Annotated in this window: 23 protein-coding genes and 1 pseudogene; 15 read left to right on the forward strand and 9 right to left on the reverse strand. The window is 66.1% G+C overall.

Annotated elements, in window-relative coordinates; genetic code table 11:
- The 6 genes and pseudogenes from A5777_RS23775 to A5777_RS23800 all read left to right on the forward strand — a co-directional run.
- Positions 1 to 217, forward strand: a pseudogene (locus A5777_RS23775) (ribonuclease E activity regulator RraA); the annotation flags it as partial.
- Complete coding sequence (locus A5777_RS23780) at positions 214 to 1,821, forward strand: succinic semialdehyde dehydrogenase (protein WP_269447022.1); 1,608 nt, start codon at positions 214 to 216, stop codon at positions 1,819 to 1,821. The pseudogene A5777_RS23775 and the gene A5777_RS23780, both read left to right, overlap by 4 nt.
- A 76-nt stretch (positions 1,822 to 1,897) precedes the next feature.
- A complete protein-coding gene (locus A5777_RS23785) occupies positions 1,898 to 3,109 on the forward strand; it encodes a PQQ-dependent sugar dehydrogenase (RefSeq protein ID WP_005206114.1) in 1,212 nt (403 codons plus the stop codon).
- 66 nt (positions 3,110 to 3,175) lie between these two features.
- Positions 3,176 to 3,979, forward strand: a complete 804-nt coding sequence (locus A5777_RS23790) for a cyclase family protein (RefSeq protein ID WP_005206115.1) — start codon at positions 3,176 to 3,178, stop codon at positions 3,977 to 3,979.
- A 121-nt stretch (positions 3,980 to 4,100) separates the two neighbouring features.
- Entirely contained in the window at positions 4,101 to 6,221 is a 2,121-nt protein-coding gene (locus A5777_RS23795; protein WP_064865376.1) for an ArnT family glycosyltransferase, read from the forward strand.
- Positions 6,222 to 6,356: 135 nt separating this feature from the next.
- Positions 6,357 to 7,217 carry an alpha/beta fold hydrolase gene (locus A5777_RS23800; protein ID WP_064865348.1) on the forward strand — a complete coding sequence of 287 codons (861 nt, stop codon included), beginning with the start codon at positions 6,357 to 6,359 and terminating at the stop codon, positions 7,215 to 7,217.
- 73 nt (positions 7,218 to 7,290) lie between these two features.
- On the opposite strand, the gene A5777_RS23805 is transcribed toward A5777_RS23800, so the two are convergent.
- Positions 7,291 to 8,085 carry a hypothetical protein gene (locus A5777_RS23805; RefSeq protein ID WP_231895190.1) on the reverse strand — a complete coding sequence of 265 codons (795 nt, stop codon included), beginning with the start codon at positions 8,083 to 8,085 and terminating at the stop codon, positions 7,291 to 7,293.
- Between the two features lie 103 nt (positions 8,086 to 8,188).
- Positions 8,189 to 8,881, reverse strand: a complete 693-nt coding sequence (locus A5777_RS23810; protein ID WP_005206119.1) for a DUF6474 family protein — start codon at positions 8,879 to 8,881, stop codon at positions 8,189 to 8,191.
- Between the two features lie 132 nt (positions 8,882 to 9,013).
- On the opposite strand from A5777_RS23810, the gene A5777_RS23815 reads away from it, so the two are divergent.
- Positions 9,014 to 10,750: a TM0106 family RecB-like putative nuclease gene (locus tag A5777_RS23815; protein WP_064865353.1), complete on the forward strand. Its 1,737-nt coding sequence runs from the start codon at positions 9,014 to 9,016 to the stop codon at positions 10,748 to 10,750.
- Here the strand turns inward: A5777_RS23815 and A5777_RS25725 are convergent.
- Entirely contained in the window at positions 10,700 to 11,647 is a 948-nt protein-coding gene (locus tag A5777_RS25725) for a hypothetical protein (protein WP_005206121.1), read from the reverse strand. The genes A5777_RS23815 and A5777_RS25725 overlap by 51 nt on opposite strands.
- Positions 11,648 to 11,959: 312 nt before the next feature.
- Between A5777_RS25725 and A5777_RS23825 the strand changes: the two genes are divergently transcribed.
- From A5777_RS23825 to A5777_RS23835, 3 genes are read left to right on the forward strand one after another with little or no spacing between them, the layout of a single operon-like run.
- The gene (locus A5777_RS23825) at positions 11,960 to 12,499 is read left to right on the forward strand and encodes an XRE family transcriptional regulator (RefSeq protein WP_442903072.1); all 540 of its coding nucleotides are present in this window, start codon (positions 11,960 to 11,962) and stop codon (positions 12,497 to 12,499) included.
- A gap of 21 nt (positions 12,500 to 12,520) precedes the next feature.
- Complete coding sequence (locus A5777_RS23830; RefSeq protein WP_005206123.1) at positions 12,521 to 13,063, forward strand: hypothetical protein; 543 nt, start codon at positions 12,521 to 12,523, stop codon at positions 13,061 to 13,063.
- Between the two features lie 11 nt (positions 13,064 to 13,074).
- Positions 13,075 to 14,256 (forward strand): MAB_1171c family putative transporter, encoded by a 1,182-nt coding sequence (locus A5777_RS23835; protein ID WP_005206124.1) that lies wholly within the window; start codon positions 13,075 to 13,077, stop codon positions 14,254 to 14,256.
- 24 nt (positions 14,257 to 14,280) lie between these two features.
- Here the strand turns inward: A5777_RS23835 and A5777_RS23840 are convergent, their stop codons facing one another.
- From A5777_RS23840 to A5777_RS23850, 3 genes are all read right to left on the reverse strand, one after another.
- Positions 14,281 to 15,042 carry an SDR family NAD(P)-dependent oxidoreductase gene (locus A5777_RS23840; RefSeq protein ID WP_064865359.1) on the reverse strand — a complete coding sequence of 254 codons (762 nt, stop codon included), beginning with the start codon at positions 15,040 to 15,042 and terminating at the stop codon, positions 14,281 to 14,283.
- 119 nt (positions 15,043 to 15,161) lie between these two features.
- Entirely contained in the window at positions 15,162 to 15,890 is a 729-nt protein-coding gene (locus A5777_RS23845) for a TMEM165/GDT1 family protein (RefSeq protein ID WP_064865362.1), read from the reverse strand.
- A gap of 119 nt (positions 15,891 to 16,009) precedes the next feature.
- Positions 16,010 to 16,534, reverse strand: coding sequence for a hypothetical protein (locus A5777_RS23850; protein WP_005206128.1), 525 nt, complete (start codon positions 16,532 to 16,534; stop codon positions 16,010 to 16,012).
- Positions 16,535 to 16,697: 163 nt separating this feature from the next.
- Between A5777_RS23850 and A5777_RS23855 the strand changes: the two genes are divergently transcribed.
- Both A5777_RS23855 and A5777_RS23860 read left to right on the forward strand, forming a co-directional pair.
- Complete coding sequence (locus tag A5777_RS23855; RefSeq protein ID WP_064865379.1) at positions 16,698 to 18,833, forward strand: ABC transporter ATP-binding protein; 2,136 nt, start codon at positions 16,698 to 16,700, stop codon at positions 18,831 to 18,833.
- On the forward strand, positions 18,830 to 19,576 hold the full coding sequence (locus tag A5777_RS23860; protein WP_064865366.1) for an energy-coupling factor transporter transmembrane component T family protein: 747 nt from the start codon (positions 18,830 to 18,832) through the stop codon (positions 19,574 to 19,576). Before A5777_RS23855 ends, A5777_RS23860 begins: the two co-directional genes overlap by 4 nt.
- A gap of 239 nt (positions 19,577 to 19,815) precedes the next feature.
- On the opposite strand, the gene A5777_RS23865 is transcribed toward A5777_RS23860, so the two are convergent.
- The gene (locus tag A5777_RS23865; RefSeq protein ID WP_064865369.1) at positions 19,816 to 20,445 is read right to left on the reverse strand and encodes a superoxide dismutase; all 630 of its coding nucleotides are present in this window, start codon (positions 20,443 to 20,445) and stop codon (positions 19,816 to 19,818) included.
- Positions 20,446 to 20,711: 266 nt separating this feature from the next.
- A complete protein-coding gene (locus tag A5777_RS24900) occupies positions 20,712 to 20,861 on the reverse strand; it encodes a hypothetical protein (RefSeq protein ID WP_156529479.1) in 150 nt (49 codons plus the stop codon).
- Between the two features lie 132 nt (positions 20,862 to 20,993).
- On the opposite strand from A5777_RS24900, the gene A5777_RS23870 reads away from it, so the two are divergent.
- Complete coding sequence (locus A5777_RS23870; protein ID WP_064865373.1) at positions 20,994 to 22,064, forward strand: winged helix DNA-binding domain-containing protein; 1,071 nt, start codon at positions 20,994 to 20,996, stop codon at positions 22,062 to 22,064.
- An 85-nt stretch (positions 22,065 to 22,149) separates the two neighbouring features.
- Here the strand turns inward: A5777_RS23870 and A5777_RS23875 are convergent, their stop codons facing one another.
- Positions 22,150 to 22,893: a VOC family protein gene (locus A5777_RS23875; protein ID WP_005206146.1), complete on the reverse strand. Its 744-nt coding sequence runs from the start codon at positions 22,891 to 22,893 to the stop codon at positions 22,150 to 22,152.
- 71 nt (positions 22,894 to 22,964) lie between these two features.
- Here A5777_RS23875 and A5777_RS23880 point away from each other — a divergent pair, with 71 nt between their 5' ends.
- Both A5777_RS23880 and A5777_RS23885 read left to right on the forward strand, forming a co-directional pair.
- Entirely contained in the window at positions 22,965 to 23,807 is an 843-nt protein-coding gene (locus tag A5777_RS23880; RefSeq protein WP_005206156.1) for a S49 family peptidase, read from the forward strand.
- Between the two features lie 429 nt (positions 23,808 to 24,236).
- On the forward strand, positions 24,237 to 24,605 hold the full coding sequence (locus tag A5777_RS23885) for a rhodanese-like domain-containing protein (RefSeq protein ID WP_005206158.1): 369 nt from the start codon (positions 24,237 to 24,239) through the stop codon (positions 24,603 to 24,605).
- The last annotated feature ends 127 nt before the right edge of the window (positions 24,606 to 24,732 follow it).

Raw genomic sequence — 24,732 nt, forward strand, 5'->3', positions numbered from 1 at the left:
CGGCTGGGTCGGGATCATCGCGAACGGCGCGATTCGCGACGCCAAGACCATCGGTGGAATGGAGATCGGCGTGAAGGCGCTCGGCACCAATCCCCGCAAATCCACCAAGACCGGAGCAGGTGAGCGCGACGTACCGCTGACGCTGGGTGGAGTCACCTTCACGCCGGGCGACACCGTGTACTCCGACGACGACGGCATCGTCCTCGTCGCACCCTGACCTTCCGACTTCTCGACTCTCGACCACTTCCCACGCAGCAGGAGGCTCCGATGCCCAAGCCAACCCCCGACTACTTCGAACGACTCGGCGCATTGGTAGCGATCGACAACGCTGCCGCACGCCCGACCCGATCCATCCTCGAAGCGTTCAGCGGCGTCGAGATGGCGACCATCCCGGTTGCCACCGCCGAGGATCTCGAGACCGCGGTGTCGCGGGCGCGTGCCGCTCAGCAGGGGTGGGCCAAGCAGTCGCCCGCAGAGCGCGCGAAGGTGCTCAAGAAGTTCTCCGAGTTGGTGTTCGCCAACGCGGCGTCGTTGATGGATATCGCGCAGGCCGAGACGGGCAAGGCTCGTTCGTACGCGCAGGAAGAGGTTGTCGACGTCGCGCTGACTGCGCGGTACTACGCGACGCACGGCCCCAAGATGCTCGCCGAGCGCAAGGTGCAGGGCATGCTGCCCGGTGCCACCAAGGTGCGGGTGCGGTATCAGCCCAAGGGCGTCGTCGGAGTGATCAGCCCGTGGAATTACCCACTCACACTTGCGGTTTCGGATGCGGTCGCCGCCCTGCTCGCGGGCAACGGCGTGGTGATCAAGCCCGACAGCCAAACCCCCTACTGTTCGCTCGCGCTGGATGAGCTGTTGTACGAGGCCGGTCTGCCGCCCGCGCTCTTCGCGGTGGTCCCGGGTCCGGGAAGTGTTGTGGGACAGGCCATCATGGCCACCTGCGACTACGTGATGTTCACCGGATCGTCGGAGACCGGAGCCTCGCTCGCCGAGCAGGCGGGGCGTCGACTCATCGGTTTCTCCGCGGAACTCGGCGGCAAGAACCCGATGATCGTGACCGCCAACGCCAAGATCGACCACGCCGTCGAAGGTGCTGCGCGAGCGTGCTATTCGAACTCCGGCCAGTTGTGCATCTCGATCGAGCGGCTGTACGTCGACAAGGCTATCGCCGAGGAGTTCACCGAGAAGTTCGGCACGTTTGTCCGCAACATGAAGCTCGGGGCCAACTACGACTTCAACGTCGACATGGGGTCGCTGGCTTCGGCCGCACAGGTCGAGACGGCCGAAGCGCACGTCGACGACGCCGTGTCGAAGGGGGCAACGGTGGTCGCCGGCGGCAAGCGTCGCGCCGACCTCGGCCCCTTCTTCTTCGAGCCGACCGTGTTGTCGGGCGTGACCGACGAGATGACCTGCTTCCGCAACGAGACATTCGGCCCGGTCGTGTCGGTGTATCCGGTCGACTCCACAGACGAAGCGATCAAGCTGGCCAACGACACCGACTACGGTCTCAACGCGAGCGTCTTCGCTGGCAGCAGCGACGAGGCGCAGGCGATCGCGGAGCAGTTGCGCGCCGGCACCGTCAACATCAACGAGGGCTACGCGGCAGCGTGGGCGTCGACCGCAGCGCCGATGGGCGGCATGGGCATCTCAGGTGTCGGCCGACGCCACGGCGAAGAGGGGCTGCTCAAGTACACCGAGCCGCAGACGATCGCCGAGCAGCGCTTCATCGGCATCGACAAGGCACCCGGAGTTCCGAAGAGTGTCTACCGCGCGGTCACCCCGCTCGCGGTGCGGTCGCTGAAGTTCCTGCCGGGACGGTAGAGGTCGGGATCTCCCGCCAAGGGCGATTCGTCGGGTTCTCGATCCCCGGACGCGTGTGAGCCGTTACGGTTGGCCCATGTCGCCGCAGCGCAGCGTACTCAAAACCGGTGTGATCTCGTGTGTCGTCGCAGCCGGTATCGCGGGAACCGTGGCAGGTGCCCCGTCAGCGAAGGCCACGCCCGGCCTTGCGGTCAGTTCGATCGCGACCGGGCTGAGCCACCCCTGGGATATCGTCACCGCACCAGACGGCACGGCTCTCGTGACCGAGCGTGCCGGCCGTTTCGTGGCCATCAGGCCGGGACAGGCGCCGAAGGCTGTCCGGGCCGATTTGAGCGCGCTCTGGGTGCACCGCGAAGCCGGACTCATGGGTCTCGCGGTTGATCCGGGATTCGCGCAGAATCGTCGAATCTATTCATGTCAGGCCGAGAAGGCAGGCACCGAATCGTCGGTCGCGCAGGGCGCCAAGATTCCGCAAGGTGTCGGAAGCGTGCCGCTGCCGTGGCCGAACACCGGGCAGCAGGTCACGGTCGCCTCGTGGCGGGTGTCGCAGGACTGGTCGAGCATGCAGCGGGAGCGAACGGTGCTGGCAGGTATCCCGTTGAACGCGGGCGGCAGACACGCGGGATGCGGGTTGGCCGCGGCGTCGGACGGGACTCTGTGGATCGGCACCGGCGACAACGCGACGGCTGGGTACCCGCAGAGTCGACAGTCGTTGGGCGGCAAGGTCTTACACGTCAAAGCCGCAACAGGCAGGCCCGCTGCCGGCAACCCCGACCCCGCGAGCCCGATCGCGACGCTCGGCCACCGCAACGTGCAGGGCATCGCGGTGCAACCGGGCAGCGGACGGGTCTACTCGATCGAGCAGGGCACCAGCGTCGACGACGAGCTCAACCTCATCCGGCCCGGCGCCAACTACGGTTACCGGCCCGACCGCGCACCAGTGATCTACGACGAATCGGTGCCGATGACCGACCCCACGCGGGTACCGGGTGCGGTCGGTCCGATCTGGAAGTCGGGTAACCCGACGATCGCAACGCCCGCACTGCAGTTCTTGCCGAGCAGCGGCTGGGGCGACTGGAACGGGGCAGTCGTCATCGCGGCGCAGAAGGCCGAGAAGTTGGTTGTGGTGAAGCTCGACGACAGCGGAACGCGGGTCGTCCACGTCGACGAGGCTTTGTCGGATCGGTATGGGCGACTGCGTGCCCTGGCGGTCGACAGGGACGGCTCGCTTCTCGTCGGAACGGACACCGGAACCGATCAGATCCTACGAATCCGACCAGGAGCCTGATTCATGTGTGACCCGGTGATGTGTGACGACAGCGATGAGTGACGGCAGCTATGTGTGACGGCAGCTATGTGTGACGACGACGTGGTGCGGCATGCGCACGAGGAAGCCAGGCGGTTCAGTCGTCGGACCGCGTTGCAGATGACCGCTGCGGCCGGCGCCGCGGCGGCCGGGGTCGGTATTGCGTCGCGACCTGCGCGCGCCTCGGCTCAGCCCGGTGCGACGCGAGTCGTCGACCTCACCCATCGACTGGGACCGGGCTTCCCGATGTGGCCCGGTAACCCGCCGGTGGTCAGCGTGCAGACGTCCCGAGTCGGGCCCGGCAACTCGGGCTTCGCCACCAGGTGGATGTCGTTCGCCGAGCACTCGGGGACCCACGTCGACGCCCCGGCGCACAAGATCGCAGGCGGGCGAACGGTCGACGCGATACCGGCGCGCGACCTCGTGGTGCCGCTGGTGGTGATCAGTATCGCGGCCGCTGCGCGCGGAAATCGGCGGGCGGTCCTGACAGAACGCGACGTCGAAGGGTACGAACGCGTTCACGGTCGCATTCCGGCGCGTGCCTTGGTGGCGCTGCATTCCGGGTGGCAACCCGCGACAGGCGGAGCCGACGCGCCAGGGTTTGATCCCGCCGCGGCGCAGATGTTGGTGACCGAACGGGGGGTGTCGGCGCTGGGGACCGACACCTTGAGCGTCGACATCAAGGGCGGCGTCGGCGCGCACACAGCGATTCTCGGTGCCGGGCGGTACGCGGTGGAGGCGTTGGCCAACCTGACGGACGTTCCGCCCGCGGGTGCGCGCGTCGTCGTGGGAGCGCCTCGGTTCGCGGGCGGAACGGGTGGTCCGGCGAGGGTGCTCGCACTCGTCGACTGACGGACGCCCGCGTTCACAGACTTCTCCCAGCGAGGGTCCAGGGTCGCGGTAGCGGGGTCTCGGATTCTGGTAGACGAACCCAACCGAGACTTCTGCCTCACACCGAGATTCTGGAGGAATGATGACCGCAGTTCTGGAGCGGCGCGACGTATCGCCGCCCGCCGACGATTCACCACCGACGCCCAGGCGTCGCCGATTGGCCGGGCGTCCGGTGTGGTGGAGTCCGGTCGCGCTTGCAGGACTCCTCGTGGCGACCGCGGTGCTCTACCTGTGGAATCTCTCCGCCAGCGGATACGGCAACACCTTCTACGCGGCGGCCGCGTGGGCGGGCTCGCAGAGCTGGAAGGCGTGGTTCTTCGGAGCACTCGACCCGTCGAATTTCATCACCGTCGACAAGCCCCCGGCGTCGCTGTGGGTGACCGGACTCTCGGTGCGCATCTTCGGCATGAACAGTTGGGCCGTGTTGGTGCCGCAGGCGCTGATGGGCGTCGCGGCGGTGGCGCTGATGTACGCGACGATGCGTCGAGTGATCACCGATCCGAGGCAGGGGACCGCCGCGGGACTGATCGCTGGCGCGGTGCTCGCCTTCACCCCTGCGGCCGCGTTGATGTTCCGCTTCAACAACCCCGACGCACTGCTGGTGCTCTTGATGGTTGCCGCGGGGTACTGCCTGGCACGGGCGATCGCGACGAACTCCGGCCGGTGGCTGGCGCTGGTGGGTGTCGCGCTCGGCTTCGCCTTCCTGACGAAGATGCTGCAGGGCCTGTTGGTGCTGCCTGCATTCGGGCTCGCCTACCTGCTGTTCGCAAACAACGGTTGGCTCAAGCGAATTGGGCAACTCATCGTCGCGGCTGTGGCTCTCGTTGTGTCGGCCGGATGGTTCGTGGTGGCGACGATTCTGACGTCCGCCAGCTCACGTCCCTACATCGGCGGCTCGACGAACAACACGTTCATGGACCTCGTCTGGGGCTATAACGGCGTCGGACGCATCAGCGGCGGTTCGGGCGGAGGCCCTGGCGGCGGTGGCGGCGGCGCAGGAGGTTCCTTCGGCGGATCGACTGGCCTGAGTCGACTCTTCAGCTCGGAGATGGGCAACGAGATCTCATGGTTGCTCCCTGTCGCGCTCTTCGGCATTGCCTTCTGCGTGTACCTGATGATTCGCAGCTTCCCGATCTTCGACTATCGCAACGGTATTCATCGCACTGAGGCGGGCGCGGTTGTCGCCTGGGGCGGCTGGCTCCTGGTCACCGCGATGATCTTCAGCTACATGAGCGGCATCATCCACCCCTACTACACGGTGGCTCTGGCGCCTGCTGTAGCCGCGATGGTGGCGCTCGGTGGGGTGTTCGCCTGGCGACGTCGCGCCACCTGGGACGGACGAATTGCGTTGAGCGCCATGATCGGTCTCGCCGCATGGTGGTCGATCGTCCTGTTCAACCGCAACGAGTGGGGTCCGGTCTGGTGCCGGTGGATCATCGGCGTGGTGGCCGTGCTCGCCGTGATCGGAGTGCTCGCGGGAGGTGCGCTCGGACTGAAGAAGCTGTTCGTGGCCTCCGTCATCGCGGGCGCGATCGCGGGATTCGCAGGGACAGCGGCATTCTCGATCGCGACCGCCGCGACGGCACACCACGGGTCGATCCCGACGGCCGTGCAGACGAACGGCGTCCAGGGCGGCATGGGCGGACCGGGCGGGGGCGGTCCGAGTGGCTCGCGAGGTGGCAGCGCACAGAACGGCGGCGCACAGAACGGCACTGCGCAGAACGGCACCGCGCAGTCGAGTTCGGGACAGCCGGGAATGGGTCAGCCTCCCAACGGAACCCAGTCGAACGGCGGAACCCAGTCGAACGGCGGAACCCAGTCGAACGGCGGAACTCAGAGCACGCGCTCGTTCGGTGGCGGCATGGGTATGGGTGGCCCGGGTGGCGAGTCGTCGACCAATGCTGAACTGGTGAAGCTACTGCAGAACACCGACAGCACCTGGGCGGCGGCGACCAGCGGCTCGCAGTCGGCGGCGACCATCGAGATCGCAACGGGCAAGTCGGTCATGGCGATCGGCGGATGGAGTGGCGATCCCGCACCGACGCTCGACGAGTTCAAGCAGTACGTGAAGGAAGGCAAGATCGCGTACTACATCGGCGGTGGTCAGGGTGGTCCCGGAGGCAACTCCGCGATCTCGACCTGGGTGGCCCAGAACTTCACTGCCACAACGGTCGGAGGCACCACGGTCTACAAGCTGACGTGACGCACCGCGAGTTGACGTAGGGTCAGAGCACCGTCGGCGGCCCACCTTTCGCGCTGAGCGCGGGGGTGGGTCGCCGAGGTCGTCACACGATACGCACACCCGCCGCGCAGTATCCGACCGAGCATCTGGAGAGCCATGACCGAGAAGATCACCGAGTTCAGCCGAGACGGATGGACCTTCGACGTCGTCGATTCCGGTCCGATACCCGGTGCTGCGTCGGACATCCCGGTGATCTTGCTGCACGGCTTTCCAGAACGCGCATCGTGTTGGGAGGACGTGACACCGCTACTCAACCAGCGCGGACTGCGCACCGTTGCACCCGATCAGCGTGGCTATTCGCCTGGCGCGCGGCCACAGTCGGTGCGCGACTATCGAATCGGCGAACTCGTCGACGACGTCATTGCCTTGGCGGACGCACTCGACGCGCCACGCTTCCACCTCGTCGGACACGACTGGGGTGCGGCGGTCTCGTACACGGTCGCAACCCGTCACCCCGATCGGGTTGCCACGCTGACGACGTTGGCGGTTCCGCACACCGGCGCCTTCCTGCGTGCGATGCCCCGCGGCCAGGCGCTGAAATCGTGGTACATGGGTTTCTTCCAACTGCCCAAGGTGCCCGAACTGGTGATCGGTTACGGCGCGAAGCACAGCGGCGGTGTGGGCGGGCGACTCGAGATGTATCCAGGCTTCTCCGAACGACTCTCGCGCGACATCGTCGACTACGGTGCGCTCACCGGTGGGATCAACTGGTATCGCGCCATGCGGTTCTCGTCGATCGGTTCGCTCGCGAACGACAAGGTGCGGGTGCCCACCACCTACCTCTACGGCGACAAGGACCACTTTCTGAGCAAGGCAGGTGCGCGAGCATGCTCTGAATTCATCGACGCCCCATACGAATTCGTGGTCTTGAAGGGCGTCGACCATTGGATGCCGCAGCGCGCGCCCGAGGCGATCGCCGATGCGATCACCGCGCGAGTGGAGTCGTTGCCGGACTGAGGTGCGACTGACTGAGATGCTGCCGGACTGAGGAATTGCTGCCGGGCGGAGAGGCAACCGGCGGGCTGAAGAGCTACTGGTGGTGCCGTCGCCAACGCAGCACGATCAGCAACGCGACGGCGAGTGCCGCGAGGGCTCCGGTGATCGCCCCGAAGGCGATTGGCATCGCCGGATTGGCGGCGGGAACCTCGGTCCTTCCCGAGCTGATACGCGAGAAACCTGCTCTCGCGGCGTCGGATTCGGCAACGGGGTCGGAGGCTGTCGGTGCCGCAGGTGCTGGGGTCGTCGGCGCAGGTGCCGGTGCAGCGGTCGGCGGGGGTGTGGTTGGCGGGGGTGTGGTTGGCGCAGACGTGGTTGTCGTCGCAGCCTCTTGAAGGCCCGTCGGCTCTGAAACCGGGGCCGATGGCGCCTCTGCCTCGAACAATGTTGGTTCGTCTGCAGCGGGAGGAGTGGTCGGGGGAGTGCTCTTCGGGGGAGCCTTCTTCTCCGCGGCCTTGGTCGGAGGGGCCTTCTTCGCGGCGTTCTTTGCCGCCGACGGGGTCGCGGCACTCTTCGTCGGAGCGCTCTTCTTCGCTGCGGTGGTCTTCTTCGCCGCGGCAGTCTTCTTGGCAGGCGCGCTCTTCTTCGCGGCAGGTGGCTTCTTGGCGGGCGTGGACTTCTTGGCGGGCGCTGACTTCTTCGCCGCGGGGGACTTCTCGGCCGGGGACTCCTGCGTTGAAGACGCCTCAGCGGGAGACTTTTCAGCAGGCGACTTCGCAGCGGCAGACGTGTGTGGGGGCACAGCCTTCATGGCGGCGTCGTTCGTCTCGGCGGCGGGCTTGCGCGACGCGTCGTCGGACGGTGTCTCGCCGGAAGTCGGGTCTGTCATGTCGGGACGCCCCCTGGGGTCGGTCTGGATGGTCCTCATCGTAGGCGCGGCGTCGAAGCAGCAGAGATGTTCGACGCCGCGCGTGGGTCGAAGTGCGGTGTCGCTACGTGCGGACGCCGAGTCGGGCCATGATGTCGGCGTCGATGGCGCTCAACTCGTTCTCGACCGCCCTGTGTGCGGTCTTGCGCTGCTGCGGCGGCATCGATTCGGCGGCCTCGACGGCGATGGCGAGATTGTCGAGGCGAGCGGTCATGGCGTCGACGAACTGCTTGGTATCCGACGACGTGTCCTGCGCCGACACCTTCTGCAGCGACGTGCGGAGCGAGTCGATACGAGCCAGCAAGGGTGCGCCGCTGCCCGAGTACTTGACCAACTGCGCCGGCGACACGCCGATGCGCTTGGCCTGGAGTTCGGTGATCTTGCCGCGACCTGCGACTGCGACGCGGTAGATCACGGGCACTGCGATGGGCGCGACCAGTCGTGCGACGGTGAGGAATCGCTTGACGCTTGCGGGGCTGAACGGCTTGGCGTCGGCAGTGGCTTTTGCTTTCGCGGCAACGGTTTTCGCCTCGGCCTTCGCGACCTTCTGAGCCGCCTTTGCCTCGGCCTTCAAGGTCTTGCGCTGCGCCTTGAGTTCTTTCTCGACGATCTTCGTGCGCGACTTGTGTAACTCCTTGGACGCCCTGCGCCTGTCCTTCGCAGCCAGCTTCGCGTCGAGCTTCGCCTTGGCTTTGAGGGCCTTGGTTTCTGCGCGTCGTTGAGCACGAGTCTTACCGTCGGACGAGAACAATCCCATGCGGGCACCTTTCCCTGCGCCAGTTTGCTACAAGCATTGCATAGGCTCGATACAGACCGATCACATCCGTCACACCGGCGGTGCGATCGACAGCACAGATGTCTGATGAGCCGGTGAGAATTGAGGTGGGGTGTGGCCGCGGCCGTGTTGCATCCACGCGACCTGGTGGGATGCGAGCATCGGGTCGCCCTGGATTTCAGCCATCCCGACCTCGTCCGCGACCGGGCAGACACCCCTGAGGCGGCCCGTCGCAAAGAGTCTGCGCAGCTGCGACGTGAACGCATCCGCGACTTCCTGCTCGGACTCCACAGCGGCGAACCGTCGAACACGTTTGTCGTCGTCGACGACGGCCCGCACGCGCAGCGCGTTGCCGCCACCCGAGAGGCATGCTCGTCGGGTGCGCGGTGGATCTGGAATGCGACGCTGCCGACCGACCGTGAACACGGCAGACGAGGGCATTCAGAGCTCCTGCTGCGCGTCGGCGAGCCCGACGACGCGGCGTCGGGCTACATCCCGATCATTGTGGTGAACCATCGCGTGACGTATCCGGCGAAGAACCCGCGTCTGCACACCGGCGAGGTACCGACCCTCGTCAGCAGTCCGCTGTGGGGGTGGATTCCGGCGCCCGACCCGTTCCGCTCGCCCCGAAGCAACCGCCGCGACCAGCTACGACTGGCACACCTGACGCAGATGCTCCTCGACGAGGGGCTCTCGCCCGACGTCGAAGAAGACGAGTTGCGTGCAGGGGTCATCGGACTCGACGCCGACTGCATCGTCGTGCACAGGGTCGGGACGTCGCTTCCCGACTATCGCGAGGTCTTCGATCGCAGGCAGCACGTCGCGGCGGGAGATATCGCGACGACGCCGCGTCGGATCGGTGAGTGTCGCGGGTGTCCGTGGTGGGGGCGCTGCGGCCCTGAGCTGGAGGAACGTCGAGATGTCAGCCTCGTCGCCAACGGCAACCAGGGCGACGCGTTGCGCGCGGTCGGGATCACGACGATCGATCAACTCGCCTGCTACGACGGCGACCCGCCCGCAGACTGGCCCGCCAACCAGAGCTTCGACGACGCGGTCATCTGCGCTATTGCGTGGCTCGCCGACATTCCACTCATCCGTCGCGTCGAGGAGCCGACCGTGGCCCGAGCCGACGTCGAGGTCGACGTCGACATGGAGAGCTTCGGCGAGGACGGCGCGTACCTGTGGGGCACCCTGCTCACGGACAACACCGATCCCGCTCGAGACGTCGTCTATCGCGGCTTCGCCACCTGGACGCCGCTGCCGACGGCCGACGAGGGACGGGCGTTTGCCGAGTTCTGGACGTGGCTGATGGCCGAGCGCGCCGACGCCCACGCAGCGGGCAAGACCTTCGCCGCGTACTGCTACTCGCAGCAGGCCGAGAACAGGTGGTTACGCGCGTCTGCCGATCGGTTCGGCGATGAGCCCGGCATGCCGACGCGGGCCGAGGTCGAGCAGTTCATCGCGTCGGACGAGTGGGTCGATATCTTCGAGGCGGTGGGACGCAACTTTGTCGCACCGAACGGCAAGGGGCTCAAACGTGTTGCGCCCGTTGCTGGTTTCGTGTGGCGCGATGCGGAAGCCGGGGGCGAGGCCTCGATGGACTGGTACCGGCGGGCGGTCGGGATCGGTGGCGTCGACGTCGACCTGAGTCAGCGTGACCGACTGCTCGAATACAACGAAGACGACGTGCTCGCCACCAAGGTCCTACGCGAGTGGATGGACGGCTCGGCGGTCGGTGAAGGAGACGGCTCGGCCGTCGGTGAGCTCCCGTTTGCCGACGACCTTCTCGCTTTCCGACGCTCAGGCGCGAGTCGAGCGGAGAGCGTCGAGGAACGAACCGCTTCCGAGTAGCGCGACGGCGCCGAGAAGTAGCAGTGCACCCGGCGCGATGTCGGCGACGAACCCCGTGAAGCTGCTCAGGCTGACGCCACCCGACTTCGCGGGCGCAGCGGCCGGTGGTGCCTGCGCGGCGGCCGCGGCGGAGCCGCTGCCATTGTTCGACGGCGCACCGCCCTGCTGTGTGCCCGAGCTGCTGCCCGCCTGCGAACTGTTCGACGACGATCCGCCGCCGGTCGAGGGACTCTGGGGCTGCGCGGGCGCTGCCGGTGGTGCTGCGGCAGGCGGCGCGACCAGTGGGACCGCGAACGCGGCCGCGGGCGGTTGCGCGGCCGGCCCGGGCGCGCTGTGGTTGGGACCGAGATTCGACGGTCCCGGATTCGACTGTCCAGGGCCCGCGGGTGGGTTGGGCGGTGGATTGCCACCCTGACCTGCGCCGGCGTGGGTCGTGGTGGTTGTCGAGGGTGTGGTACCGGGCTCGGTTGTGGTGCCCGGGGTCGTCGTGGTGCCGGTGTCAGTCGTGGTGCCGGTGTCAGTCGTGGAGCCGGGGGTTGACGGCGTTGTGGGCCCGCGCTCGGTCGTCGACGGATTCTCGCCGGTCGAGGTCTCACCGCCCGAAGGGTCGACCGGGGTCGGTGGCGTCGGTGAAGTCGGGGTGTGGGTGTGATGGTGGCCCGAACCGTGCCCCCCGCCGCTGTGATCACCGCCGCCGTGCCCCCCGCCGCCGTAGTCACCGCCGTGGTGCGAGCTGGAGTGGTCGGAACCGCCGTTTCCGGACCCCGAGTCGTCGGGTTCGTCGGCCCAACCGATGCCGCTGCCGATGGACAAGAGAAGGACGGCAGACAGTGCGAGAATCACTGCAGGGATGCGCGACCGCTTCGGGCGGCGGTTGCTGCTGACGCGATGCGCCATACTGCGCTCCTGTCCGTTTTCTGTCGTGAACGGCCGAGTAAACGGTACCCTGGTCCGCATTACCCTCGATCCTGTAATCAGATCGAGATGAAATGTTCACCCGCGGGGAGGTGTTCGTGATCAAACTGTGAATAATGCCACAAGGCCGTAAGGTGTTGGCGTTATGGCTGGTTGCCAGCTCGCACGTGGGGGAACGCTGTGCGTCTAGCATGCCCATCGTTGCATTGGGGATGCGTGTCGGGCATTAATGTTTGCAAGTTCAAATGTCGGCTTTCGGAGAGTTGAATGACTTCACAAGGGACGGATAACCCCATGGGTGACGCCGGTAGGGGTGGGTCCGACGAACGCTCCACGTCCGTCGATCCGGGTTTGTTTGCTCGACGGCTCGAAGAGCTGTTTCGTACGGTCCCAGGACCAAACGGACGCGCGTACAGCGCCAAAGCGATCGCGGCTCGCAGTACGGAGCGCGGATTCAGGCTGGGTGAGTCCTACCTCAGTCAGCTTCGCTTGGGTAAGGCCAAGTCGCCGTCGTTCAGGACGGTCGAGGGAATCGCTGCGGCTTTCGGGGTAGATGTCCACTACTTCCTGGAAGATCGCGCAGCGCAGCGTACGCGCGACGAGATTGATCTGATGCGGCTGCAGGCCGACACCGACGTCCAGCTTGCAGCATTCCGGTTGGCCGGACTGTCGAGCGATTCGGTGACCGTGGTCAACGAGCTGATCAAGGTGCTGCGCGAGCAGCAGGGGCTGCCCAAGGACCCGCCCGACGTCGTAGCTGCCGGTCTCACTGAAGACGAGGTCGACGCCATCGAGGCGCGCCTGCGCGTCGTCGGTTTGTCCAACGACGACTGATACTGCAGGCCCCGCGACACCGTGACGTCGAACAAGTCGGTCGATGAGGGTTCGCGCCGCAGCCAGCGGTCGCTGTGGGCGCTTGTTCGTCGGTCACTCGACGGCCTCGACCTCGACCTACCGCTCGACGTCGTCCAGCTCTGCGAGCGGTACGGCGAGCGGCGTGGACGTCCGATCCGGCCACTGCCGTACGCGCTGCCCGCGGGGATGCCCAATGGTGTCTGGTTGGCGGCCAAAGATGCCGACTACTTCTTCTATCAGGAGAACACGTCGCAGTTGCACAGAGATCAGATCATCGTGCACGAGTTCGGTCATCTCATCGCAGGTCACCAGATGCTCGGCGAGGCATCGCTGACAGGCCCACCGGCGGCTTCCGGAGACGAATCCGACGCCGCGCTGCGTCGAACGTGCTACTCCGACGACCGCGAGTGGGAAGCCGAGACGCTGGCTTCTATGATTCTGACGTGGGCACAGTCGGCGGGCAACAGCGTCGGGACAACGGCCGACAACAAAGAAGTGCGGGGCCTACAGCGGCTCCTCGGGGGTCATAAAGGCTGGCTGTGAGGTGACTTCAGATGACCGACATCATCAATCTGGTCGCGCTCGTCGCCTTCGTGCTTGCGCTGTGTTGGCGTCTGGACAAGATCAGGCGCGGTAGCGGGGGCCTTCAGGCCATCGCGATGACGGTGGCGATCTCCGCGCTGACGTTGGCCTTCGTGGTCAGCACCAGAACGAGCGCGCACTACCTCGACGAGCACGTCTATGTGGGCAGTTCGCGCTGGCTGTACTACGCGTTGCTCGCACTCGGCGTGGCGGCGTTGGTCATCGTGTTCTTCTTTCCCACCGCTCGTGCCACTCGCGAGCGGCGTGCCGGTCACGAGGCCTTCCCGCTGGTCGTCGCATTGATCGGTCTGCAGGTTGCGCTGGTGTTCACCCCGGACTCGCTGCGGACGTCGTCGGTCAGCGAGTGGAGCTTCAAGAACTGGGGATTTGCGCTCTTCTACATCATCGCCAGCGCGTATCTCGCGTACGGATTCGGTGCGTGCGTGCGCAGTGTGTTCAAGTTCTATCGCGTGTCGGAGGGGTACCTGCGGTTCTCGCTCGGCCTGCTCCTCGCGGGCTTCGGCTTGCTCGCTTTTGCGTCGGTCCTGCAGGTCCTCGCGGTGCTCGGAAGTGCGAGCGGCCTCATCGGCGCGGTCAATTCGCTGATCGCGGTGCGAACCCTCGACATCGTCGGCATCGTCGCATTTCTCGTGGGCATCAGCTTTCCGATGCTGCACTCGCGGTGGACCGAGCTGGCCGCACGACGTCGCCATCGGCGTGCCGCCGCCGCCCTCGAACCGTTGTGGAGCCTCCTGACGAGCGCAATCCCCGAGGTGGTGCTCCCGGAGGCGGGCAGATCGCCGACACAACGCCTGCACCGTGAGGTCGTCGAGATCAGGGACTCACTGACACAGTTGAGCCCGCTGGTCCCCGAGGAGTTCGACGACGTCGACGACGAGGTGAAGGTCGCGATGCTGCGCGACGCCGTCGAGGCCTACCGCGACGAAGGCGGAGCGTCGGGGCCGGTGCGCCCGATGGTCCCCGCAGACGGCACGGGACTCGACGCCGAGGCCGCACCCCTCATCCGACTGTCACGGTTCGTGGTCGAGGATTCTGCGCGCGAGGATCCCGATGCGGCCGAGGACGTTGACGCGTACGTCGATCCCGGCCACGAGGTGCCGACGACCATGCGCGGGGTCCAGGCTCGCGACTGACCCCGCGCAGGGCGGCCATCTAGCTCAGCGGGGCGCCATGCGCAGTGCGCCGTCCATCCTGATGGTCTCGCCGTTGAGGTAGTTGTGCTCGACGATGAACTCCGCGAGCTGTGCGTACTCCGCTGGTTCGCCGAGGCGGTGCGGGAACGGAATGGCCTCGGCCAGCGTCTTCTGGAACTCGGGGGTGATGCCCGCGAGCATCGGCGTGCTGATCGTTCCCGGAGCGATCGTGCAGACGCGAATCCCGACGCGTGCGAGGTCGCGCGCGGCCGAGATCGTCATTGCGTGAACGCCACCCTTCGACGCCGCATAGGCGATCTGACCGATCTGGCCTTCGAATGCTGCCACCGACGCGGTGTTCACGATGACGCCGCGCGTTCCGTCGTCGTCAACGGTCGATTCGTCCTTCATCTGATTGGCAGCGAGCCGCATGACATTGAACGTGCCGACGAGGTTGATATCGATGATCTTGCGGAAGAGATCCAGATCGTGCGGACCCTCCTTGGTCAGGATGCGCGACGCCCAACCGACTCCCGCGCAGTTGACCGCAACACGTAGTGGCGCGCCGGCCTCGGCGATGGTGTCAATGGCCGCCTGCACCTGTGCTTCGTCGGTGACGTCGGTGGGGATGAGGGTGATGCCATCGGTCGGCTCGGCCTTGTCGATCGACGGCTGTAGATCAAGGCCGAAGACCTGCACACCCGCGGCGGCGAACCGCGCGGCGGTCGCGGCTCCGAGTCCGGATGCGGCGCCGGTGACGAGTACAGAAGAGCCGGAGATGTCCATCGGGAGAGCCTTTCGTTCGGTAGCTGGTCTGCCTCACCATAAATGGTGGACTCAGCACAGAAAGTAGGAACCCCTACCAAAACCGACCGATCGCTCGGGAAACTACCGGCTCTGCGGGATCACTGCTGGTCAGACGCATGTCCGCTATGAGCGGGCTCGGCGGCGGGTGCCGTTGCGGCCAGTGCTGCCGCGCGGTGGACCCGATGGATGTAGTACGACCCGACACCGGCGAGGACCACCACCGCCGACAGTGTCGCGATGACCGTGACCGACGACGAGTCGCGCAGACCCTCGAACAGCAACCACGCTGCGAACGCGAAGAAGAGCACGGACGCGCCGATCGCGATGGTCCGCTCGGGTAGGTGCTTGCCGAGGAGAGCGCCGATGGCGATGGCCAGGGCGTCGGCGGCGACCATGCCGATCGTCGAACCGATCCACACGCCGAGCCAGTTGCTGTGCGCTGAGAGCGTGATGGTGGCGAGCATCGTCTTGTCGCCGAGCTCGGCGAGGAAGAACGACGACATCACCGCGAAGAACACCGACTTGCCGACGCGGTCGGCCTTGCCCTGCTCGGCGTCGTCGAGGCTGTCGCCGCGAAGCGTCCATAGGCCGAAGATCAACATCGCGATGCCCGCGACGATGGACATGACATTCGACGGGATCGACAAACCGAGGAAATGGCCGAAGAAGACGGAAACAGCGTGGACCGCGGTCGTGGCCACGGTGATCGCGAGCAGAGCGATCCACCACTTGTAACGCAACGCGTAGGTCATGGCCATCAGCTGCGACTTGTCGCCGAGCTCGGCGACAAAGATCACGCCGAAGCTCAACAGGAGGGCAGCAATCACGATGTCGAGGTTAGCCAGACCTCACACGCGATTGCAACAGATCGCAAACCCATATTCGTGCAGGTAGGGGGCACAAAAATCGAAGTTCGGGCACCCGTGAAACGAGGCTTCGGACACTCTCAGGCGACGAGGAGCATGGCCAGGACGGCGGTGTCGGGGTCGGCGTTGGGGTCGATTCCGACCTTGTTGCGCAGGTTGACCACCGTGCCGTCGGCTTCTGCTTCTGCCCACCCGGCGCGGTGCTCGAGACCGAGTTCCGGCAATCCGGGAAGCAACACACACCCGGACGCGACGTCGGCGCATTCGGGAAGCGACGGACGGGTGCGCGACGGTGGATGAAGCATCACCAATGCGGGTGGATTGCTGTCGAAGCGGCCGGCTTCGACGAAGCTGTCGTCGACGACGTTCCCGATCGCCACCATCATGCCGACGGCGGGTTCGTCGAGGTCATTGGGATGTTCTTCGACGACGCGGAAGATCGTCGTAGTCGGTAGGAAGCCGGGGCGGCACGCGATCCGCACCGAGGCGACGAGGGTCTGGGTCCACTCGAGTGTCGATTCCGGCCAGCGTCCGGAGATGAGGATTCCGTTGAGATGCCCGTGTTGTTGAACCGGTGTGAGCCCGATCGGGACAGAGGACTGCATGTTCTGACCTCCCTGTTCGTGAGATGAGAATCCACCCGTTGCGGGTCGTCGTCCAGTCGAAGCGCCGTGTTGTGACGCTTCGTTTACACGGTGTAACGACAGGTGCGGCCCTGGCGTGGTCGGGGTCACCAGGCACTATGGATACGTGCACTCACCGTCCGAAATGCCCGGCGTGAAGACTCGCGGCGCATTGCGTCCGCTCGAGATCGCCTGGATCGCGATCTTCGGTGGACTCGCTGTCGCCGCGGTCGTCATCGGATCGGTCATCCCGCTGGCCAGTGCTGTTCGTGTGCTCGCGCCTGTTCCGCTCGCGCTGATCGGGGCGCGTACGCGGCCCCGTGCGATGGTTGCGGCGACCGTTTCGACCGCGGCCGTGAGCTTCGCGATGGCCGGGACCAGGGCCGCCACGTCACTGCTGGCCGCTGCGGTCGTCGGAGGTGTCGTCGGCGAGATCAAACGTCGTGGTCGTGGATGGCCGACGCTATTGGGGGTGTCGGCGATCGCGGCTCCTCTGATCGGTGGGGTGTCGGTTGTGGTGCTGCTCATCCTGGTGCCGCTGCGCGAGCTGGTGATCAAAGCGACGACGAACACCATCGGTGGACTCGCCAACTGGATTGAGAAGGTGCCGTCGGCGCAGTCGTTGGCCGACGGCATCAACGGGCTACGCGACAGCATCGAGCAGTACTGGTGGGTGTGGATCTGGGTGATGGGCGCCGCGGGAACCTTCATCACGATGGTGGTGGCCTGGTGGATTCTGGGTGCGGTGATCGATCGGCTCGCCGACATCCCCAGCGAAGACACGCTCGACGACGCCGGTGACGACGATCGGCCGGTGGCGCCGCTGCCCCTCGAGCTCGATCACGTGGGATTCTCCTACCAGCCGGGCGGACCCGAGATCCTCTCCGACATCGACCTCCGGATCGAACCGGGCGAGTTCATCGCCGTCGTCGGAGCAAACGGCTCGGGAAAGTCGACACTGTCGAAGATCCTGGCGGGCAGGCGTCCGACGAGCGGAGCGGTGCACCGACCCGGCGCCGCGGGACTGGGCAGGCACGGCGGCACAGCCATGGTGCTGCAGCGACCCGAGACACAGATGCTCGGCGCGCGCGTCGCCGACGATGTCGTCTGGGGGCTCCCGGAAGGAACCGAGGTCGACGTCGACGGCTTGCTGGCCGAGGTGGGCCTGGCAGGCCTTGGCAACCGCGAGACGTCCGACCTCTCCGGTGGTCAGCAGCAGCGGCTGTCGATCGCGGCTGCTCTCGCTCGAGATCCCGCGCTGCTCATCGCCGACGAGGTGACGTCGATGGTCGACCCTGCCGGTCGCGCCGAACTCCTCGAGGTACTCCGCGACCTTCCGCGCACTCGCGGCATCGCCGTCGTGATGATCACGCACAGGGCGCTGGAGGCCGTCGCGGCGGATCGGGTCGTGCACCTCGTCGCCGGTCGTATCGTGCCGTACCGCCCGGACTGGTTGTCGGAGCTGCACGAGGCCGAGGCGGGGGCCGCCACGAAGTTCGAACTCGACGCGTCGTGGCATGAGGTGTCGAGCGGTGAGGTGGGCTCGGGTCCGGAGCCGACGAGCGAACCGGTGCTCTCGCTGAACGGCGTCGGATACACGTATTTGCGCGGATCGCCGTGGGAGGTGGATGCACTCCACGATGTGAACCTGACGGTGCATCGGGGCGAGGGGTTGTTGATCGTCGGCGGAAACGGTTCCGGCAAAACAACTCTCGCGTGGATCATGGCCGGACTCATCGAGCCGACCGAGGGTAGTTGCCTGCTATACCTCCCGGAACGGCCGGGGCAGGGTGAGGCGGTGAGCAAACACGTCGGCGAGGTCGGGTTGGCCTTCCAACATGCGCGCCTGCAGTTGCAGAAGCAGAACGTCGGCGACGACATCATGGCGGTCGGCGGTCTCAAGATCGGCACGACCGAGGTCGCGCACACGCTCGAATCGGTCGGACTCCCGCGGACGATGGCGATTCGTCGGGTCGACGCACTCAGCGGTGGGCAGATGCGACGCGTCGTGCTGGCCGGATTGATCGCGCGGGCACCGCAGGTGATGATCCTCGACGAACCGCTCGCAGGCCTCGATCCGGTGGCGCGCGACGACGTGGTGGCACTGCTGGCGAAACTGCGCGCCGAGGGTATGACCATCGTGATCATCTCCCACGATTTCGCCTCGCTGGGCCAACTGTGTACCCGACGCGTGCGCCTGGCCGACGGAACGCTGGTGCCCGACGCGGCGCCCGGATACAGCTCGACGGGGCCAGACACGACACAACGGGGGATGCCATGAGCATGCGGACCGTCCCGCTGCGGCAGGTGCCCGGCGACTCTCCGATTCACCGATTGTGGGCGGGCACCAAGCTGATCGGTGTGTTCGTGCTGGGTCTGATGACCGTGGTGCTGCCGACCTGGCCGTCGTTGGGGCTCGTCGCGGGGGTGATGCTCGTCACCGCCATCATCGCCGGAATTCCGGTCGGAGCGCTTCCCCGTCCGCCCTGGTGGTTCTGGGGACTGATGGCCATCGGCGCTGCGGTCAACGCGTCGTTCGGCCTCGAGGCGATCATCCTGTTCCTTCGTGCCACCGCGCTGGGTCTGGTGCTGGTCGCGAGTTCCATCCTGGTCATCTGGACAACCCCGATGGCCGAGGTCGCGCCTGCACTCTCGCGACTGATGTGGCCGTTGCGGAAGCTGAGGATGCCGGTCGACGAGTGGGCCGTGTGCATCGCCCTGTGCCTTCGCGGCCTGCCGCTGCTGATCGAGGAGATCCGACTACTCGTCGCCGTCCACCGCCTGCGGCCGACGTCGGGGCGGTCGGATCACCCGTCCGCCGAGATGGGGATCATGGACATGGTCACAGCGGCGATGTCGTCGGCGCTGCGTCGAAGTTCGGAGATGTCGGAGGCGATCACCGCCCGCGGCGGCACCGGCCGACTCACCGCGACGACCGCCGGCCCGCAACGGCGGGACGTGATCGCGCTCGTGCTGCTGGCCTTGGTCTGCGCCGCCGCGATCACGCTCTCGGCCGTGCTGTAGGCGGGTTTCTGAAGGTCGAGCGTGTCGAGACCACCCGCCGGTCGAGCCGAGGTCCCGCTGATCGAGCCAGTTTCCGCTGGTTGAGCGGGCGTGAGCGTAGCGAGCACCCGAGTCGAAACCACTGTCGTGGGGCGGCTCGACCGGCGGGGGAGCTCGGCAGGCGGCCCACCCGCAACGCGACGCGGCGGCCACCTTCCGGTGGCCGCCGCGTGTGGTTCGCGCGTGGTGTACCCGCTACATCAGGCCGGGACGACCAGGCCGGGTCCCTGCTTCGTCGCGGTGGCGAAACGCTCAGCGGCGTCGGCCCAGTTCACGACGTTCCACCAAGCCTTGACGTAGTCAGGCTTGACGTTCTGGTAGTCGAGGTAGAAGGCGTGCTCCCACATGTCGAGCAGCACGATCGGGATGATCGCGGCGGGGATGTTGCCGCTCTGATCGGTGAGCTGCAGGATCACCAGGTTGCCTGCGATGGTGTCGTAACCCAGGATCGCCCAGCCCGAACCCTGCAGCGTGGTGGCAGCGGCGCTGAAGTGCGCCTGGAACTTGTCGAAGCTGCCGAACTGCTGGTCGATCGCGGCGGCAAGGTCGCCTTCCGGCTTGTCGCCACCGTTGGGCGACAGGTTCTTCCAGAAGATGGAGTGGTTGGTGTGACCACCGAGGTGGAAGGCGAGGGTCGCCGAGAGTCCGTAGACCTTTCCGGCGATGCTGCCGTCCTCACGAGCCTCGGCCAGCTTGGCGAGGGTGTCGTTGGCGCCCTTCACATAGGTCGCGTGGTGCTTGTCGTGGTGGAGCTCCATGATCCTGCCGGAGATGTGCGGCTCGAGTGCCGCGTAGTCGTATGGAAGATCCGGCAAGGTGTATTCAGCCACGGGTTTCCTCTCTCTGCTCAAACCGTCGAGTCTGTGCTCAACCTGCGAGCACTCATACCGTCGGGCACTGCTTCGGCTACTGCTCTTGGTCTCGCGCGGGGCCATTACTGAGTGTTGTGGACGCTCGCGCGGGTAGTTCCAGCCTTCCCCAGACAGTGGGGGAATGCAACAAACACGAACCAACAAACCTCAAGTCGAGTTGAAGTAGCGACAGGCGCGTGCAGGCCGGACGGAAGCGAGAAGTGTTGCACCCCAATGAGTTTGGGTCAGTAGAGAATCAGTGCGAAGAGAAGTACCAGCAACGCGACGACGCTGAGTCCAATGGTGACGCACGACTGCCGGACGTTGTGGACCGCGTTCGGAACGCCGCGACGCGTCGGCGCCACTCGTGGTTGTCCCGAAGCGTTGACGGCCATGAAAACCTCGTCCCGAGTTGTCGGTACTCGTTGTTGACTGCGTGTTGCCGGCTGCGTGCTACCAGGACCAAGAATAGTGACTGGCATCACAGCGATGTGCGATTAGCCAGAATAATAGACACACTTCACGCTATGACTCAAATCACGCCGAGGCGGGCCAATCGGACACTGCTCTCGCGTCAGCATCTGTTGACCCGAGTCGACGAGGATGCCATCGAGGTCATCGACCGCATCGTCGGGATCCAGTCGCAGGATCCGTCGAGCGCCTTCTATGCGCTCGCGTCGCGGATCGACGATTTTCGTCCCGATGAGCTCGACGCTCTGCTCACCGACCGCGAAGTGGTCAGGATCGCGCTCCTGCGCAGCACCGTCTTCCTACTCGACGGCCTCGACGCGCGGTGGATTCGTGCTCTGGCGCAGGAGACGATCGACGCCGGGGTGCGGGCGAACCGAAGCCATGCGCTCGTCTCGTCGACGCCCGAGGCGGTCCACGCCGACGCAGCAGAACTACTTCGCGGGCGAGCACTCAGCGGCGCCGAGTTGAAAAGCGCACTGGCGCAACGGCATCCGGACGAAGACTCAGCTGCGCTCGCCGCCCACGCGCGGTGTGGACTGCCGCTCGTCCAGGTGCCCCCGCGCGGACTGTGGAAGGGCAGCGGCGCACCCACCTACCAACTCCTCGACGACTGGATCGGCCCCGGTGAGCCGGCCCTCGTCGGCGACGACGCTCGAAAAGAGTTGATACGCCTGTACCTTCGCGGCTTCGGTCCGGCCTCGCCCAAGGCGATCGCGACGTGGTCGGGGCTCACGCGCCTACGCCCACTGCTCGACGAGATGGCCGCCGATTGGGAACTTGTGGAGTTGGAGGGGCCGTCGGGTGAGGTCCTCTTCGACCTCGACGGCCTCCCACTCGCCGACCCCGACGAGCCTGCGCCGGTGCGGCTGATCGCACCCTTCGACCACATCCTCGTCGCGCAGGCCGACCGCTACCGGATCGCCGACGACGCCGCGTACCGACGCACTGTCACACCCAACGGTCGCTCGCCGGGGTTCGTGCTCGTCGACGGCTGGCTCGCCGGGATGTGGCGCCCTGGCGACGGACCCGACGTCGACGTCGAGTTGTTTTCCGAACCGACCCGGGTGCAGCGCGCAGAACTCGACTCCGAGATCGAGCGCCTCCGGGAGTTCCGGGCGAGCCGCTGACCCACCCGAGCCGCTGACCCACCCGAGCCGCTGACCCACCCGGGCCCCTGACCCACCTGGCTCGCTATCAGTCCCGCCGCGCAGTTCAGTCGCCGGTACGCGGATTGCGTGACGTGATGCAGTACGGCCGCCCGACGGGATCGGCCATCACGGTCCAGTTGTCGAGACGTTCGACGACGCGCGCACCCCAGTCCTCGTGGCGAGCCACCTCCTGCTGCACCGAGTTCGCTGCCAGATCGACGTGCCCGGTGGCCGATGTCGGACCGGCGGAGTCGATTCGCTGCAGCAGGATTCCGACGGCCAGGCGCGGATCACGTTGTAGGCGAACGAGTTCGGGCCGCGAGGTGGCCTGCGTCGGCCTGCCGGTGAGCTGTGCCCAGAAGGTGAGTTCGCGGTCGAACAGGCTCGCGGGCACGTCGATGCTCACCTGGTCGATGATGCTGATCGTGTCGTCGGGCCATCGGATCGGTCGCGACCTCGACGACTCGCCCGTCCAATCGACGAGGCAGAAGACGAATCCGGCGGGCGATTCGAGGACGAGGAATTCGCCCAGATCGTCGCGGATGTGTGCGCCGAGTTCGACGGCCTCGAGCGCCGACAGCCTCGGATCGTCGACGTGGAGGTCGAGGTGTACGCCGCCCGGACCCGACCCGACCCGTTGCACACGGAGGTGCGGGTGGCCGCTGAACGGTTCGAGGGTTGCGAATTCGCGGTGATCACCGCGTGGCGGTGACACCGTACTGCCTGCGATCGCACGCCAGAACGTGACCTCGTCGCCGAACTGGTCGGCTGGAAAATCCAGAAACGCCGTGAGCCACCGGATGTCCACGGCTCCCGAGTCTACGGTCGAGACCAGCGTCGCGTCGGGACGTGTCGGACTAGCGCACTAGACTCGATCCAATGAACGGGCCCCTCGGCGAGATCGTCAAGAAGTTCCAGAAATCCCGCGCAGACAAGGTTGCGGTGGTGCGCCTCGATGGCGTCATTGGGCACGTCGGAGCGGGTCGCGGGATGACCATCGACTCGGTCGAGCCGATGCTCAAGCGCGCCTTCGAGACAGAGCACGTCAAGGCGGTCGTGGTCGTCATCAACTCACCGGGCGGGTCACCCGCGCAGTCGGAGTACATCGCCGAGCGCATCAGGCAGCTCTCGTCGGAGAAGGGCGTACCGGTTCTGGCGTTCTGCGAGGACATCGCGGCGTCGGGTGGCTACTGGATCGCGTGCGCGGCCGACGAGATCTTCGCCGCGCACACCTCGCTCGTCGGGTCGATCGGTGTCGTCTCATCGGGGTTCGGCTTCAACGAGGTACTCGACCGGCTCGGGGTGCAGCGTCGGCTCTACACCGCGGGCGACAACAAGGCCCGGCTCGACGCCTTCTCACCCGAGAACGCCGACGACGTCGAATGGCTCAAGGGAATGCAGTCCGAACTGCACCAGGCGTTCATCGCGTGGGTCAAGCAGCGCCGTGGAAAGAAGCTCGCCGGCACCGACGAGGAGTTGTTCAACGGCGACATCTGGATCGGCGCGAAGGCCCGAGATGTCGGACTCGTCGACGGCATCGGAGTGATGCGGTCTGTGGTTGCCGAACGCTACCCCGACGTCGAGATCACGGTGATTTCCGCCCCGAAGCCGATCCTCGCTCGATTGCTCAACGGACCGTCGGGCGCTGCGGCGCTCACCGATGCCGCCGTCTCGGGAGTTCTGTCCGCTGTGGAGAAAACCCAGCGGATCGACTTTCGCTGAGCAACTCGTCCACAGTTGTCCCCACGTTATCCACAGACCTTGTGATCTCGACTGAGTCCTTCGCGACAGCGGCGACAACTTCACTGTTGTGAACAGAATATGCTGGCTGACCTGCGAATCAGTGACCGGGATCACACGTTGTGGACACTCGAGCTCAAGTTGTCCACATTTTCACAGCCTCATTCACAGGTTGATACTCACGCGAGTTGCCTCAAGCGGCGCTTGTCAAACCCCCATGTGGATAGCGTTATGTAGACATACATAATCGGGTGTGGATGGCGTCGGCGAGGCCCGGCACTGTCAAATCGCGTGTCCGGCACCTGATCGACACTTTCGAGAGGTCATCAAGTCCTCACGACGCCGGGTCGTCGAGTTCGCGCGAGGTGGCAGTTCCGCGTCCGCGTGATGTGCCAACATGGGAACGTGAGCATGGGCGACATTCCACAGGTACCGGTGACCGAGTTGCCGGACGATTTCACCGATCAGCCCGGCCGTGTCCTCCTCGACGTGCGCGAGGACGACGAATGGAACGCGGGGCATGTCAGGGGTGCACTGCACATCCCGCTCGGCGAGATCCCCGGCCGATTGGACGAGATCGACTTGGACTCAGAACTCCTCGTCATCTGCCATTCCAGCGGACGCTCGATGCGCGTCCTGCAGTACCTCGAGCAGGCGGGAATCGACGGCTCGTGTGTGCGCGGCGGAATGCTCGCGTGGATCGAGAACAGCAAGCCGGTGCAGACGGGACCGGGTGACTCCGGAGACGGCGACAAGGCTCCCCCTCAGGACGCGAAGTAGCGGCGCCACGATGTACGACATGTGTCCGCGGTGCCGGATTCAGGCACCGCACCGGGACGGGCGTGAACACTGCCCGCGCTGCGGCGGCAACCTCGTCGTGGTCGAGTCCACGCAGGCGGCCGCGCGG

Source organism: Gordonia sp. 852002-10350_SCH5691597, assembly GCF_001665715.1.
In the GTDB taxonomy this organism is placed as follows: Bacteria; Actinomycetota; Actinomycetes; order Mycobacteriales; family Mycobacteriaceae; genus Gordonia; species Gordonia sputi.

Coding starts and splice junctions, on each gene's coding strand:
- A5777_RS23785 (WP_005206114.1), top strand. CDS start 1,898: ATGTCGCCGCAGCGCAGCGTACTCAAAACCGGTGTGATCTCGTGTGTC.
- A5777_RS23790 (WP_005206115.1), top strand. CDS start 3,176: ATGTGTGACGACGACGTGGTGCGGCATGCGCACGAGGAAGCCAGGCGG.
- A5777_RS23795 (WP_064865376.1), top strand. CDS start 4,101: ATGACCGCAGTTCTGGAGCGGCGCGACGTATCGCCGCCCGCCGACGAT.
- A5777_RS23800 (WP_064865348.1), top strand. CDS start 6,357: ATGACCGAGAAGATCACCGAGTTCAGCCGAGACGGATGGACCTTCGAC.
- A5777_RS23805 (WP_231895190.1), bottom strand. CDS start 8,085: ATGACAGACCCGACTTCCGGCGAGACACCGTCCGACGACGCGTCGCGC.
- A5777_RS23810 (WP_005206119.1), bottom strand. CDS start 8,881: ATGGGATTGTTCTCGTCCGACGGTAAGACTCGTGCTCAACGACGCGCA.
- A5777_RS25725 (WP_005206121.1), bottom strand. CDS start 11,647: ATGGCGCATCGCGTCAGCAGCAACCGCCGCCCGAAGCGGTCGCGCATC.
- A5777_RS23825 (WP_442903072.1), top strand. CDS start 11,960: ATGGGTGACGCCGGTAGGGGTGGGTCCGACGAACGCTCCACGTCCGTC.
- A5777_RS23835 (WP_005206124.1), top strand. CDS start 13,075: ATGACCGACATCATCAATCTGGTCGCGCTCGTCGCCTTCGTGCTTGCG.
- A5777_RS23840 (WP_064865359.1), bottom strand. CDS start 15,042: ATGGACATCTCCGGCTCTTCTGTACTCGTCACCGGCGCCGCATCCGGA.
- A5777_RS23850 (WP_005206128.1), bottom strand. CDS start 16,534: ATGCAGTCCTCTGTCCCGATCGGGCTCACACCGGTTCAACAACACGGG.
- A5777_RS23855 (WP_064865379.1), top strand. CDS start 16,698: ATGCCCGGCGTGAAGACTCGCGGCGCATTGCGTCCGCTCGAGATCGCC.
- A5777_RS23860 (WP_064865366.1), top strand. CDS start 18,830: ATGAGCATGCGGACCGTCCCGCTGCGGCAGGTGCCCGGCGACTCTCCG.
- A5777_RS24900 (WP_156529479.1), bottom strand. CDS start 20,861: ATGGCCGTCAACGCTTCGGGACAACCACGAGTGGCGCCGACGCGTCGC.
- A5777_RS23870 (WP_064865373.1), top strand. CDS start 20,994: ATGACTCAAATCACGCCGAGGCGGGCCAATCGGACACTGCTCTCGCGT.
- A5777_RS23880 (WP_005206156.1), top strand. CDS start 22,965: ATGAACGGGCCCCTCGGCGAGATCGTCAAGAAGTTCCAGAAATCCCGC.
- A5777_RS23885 (WP_005206158.1), top strand. CDS start 24,237: ATGGGCGACATTCCACAGGTACCGGTGACCGAGTTGCCGGACGATTTC.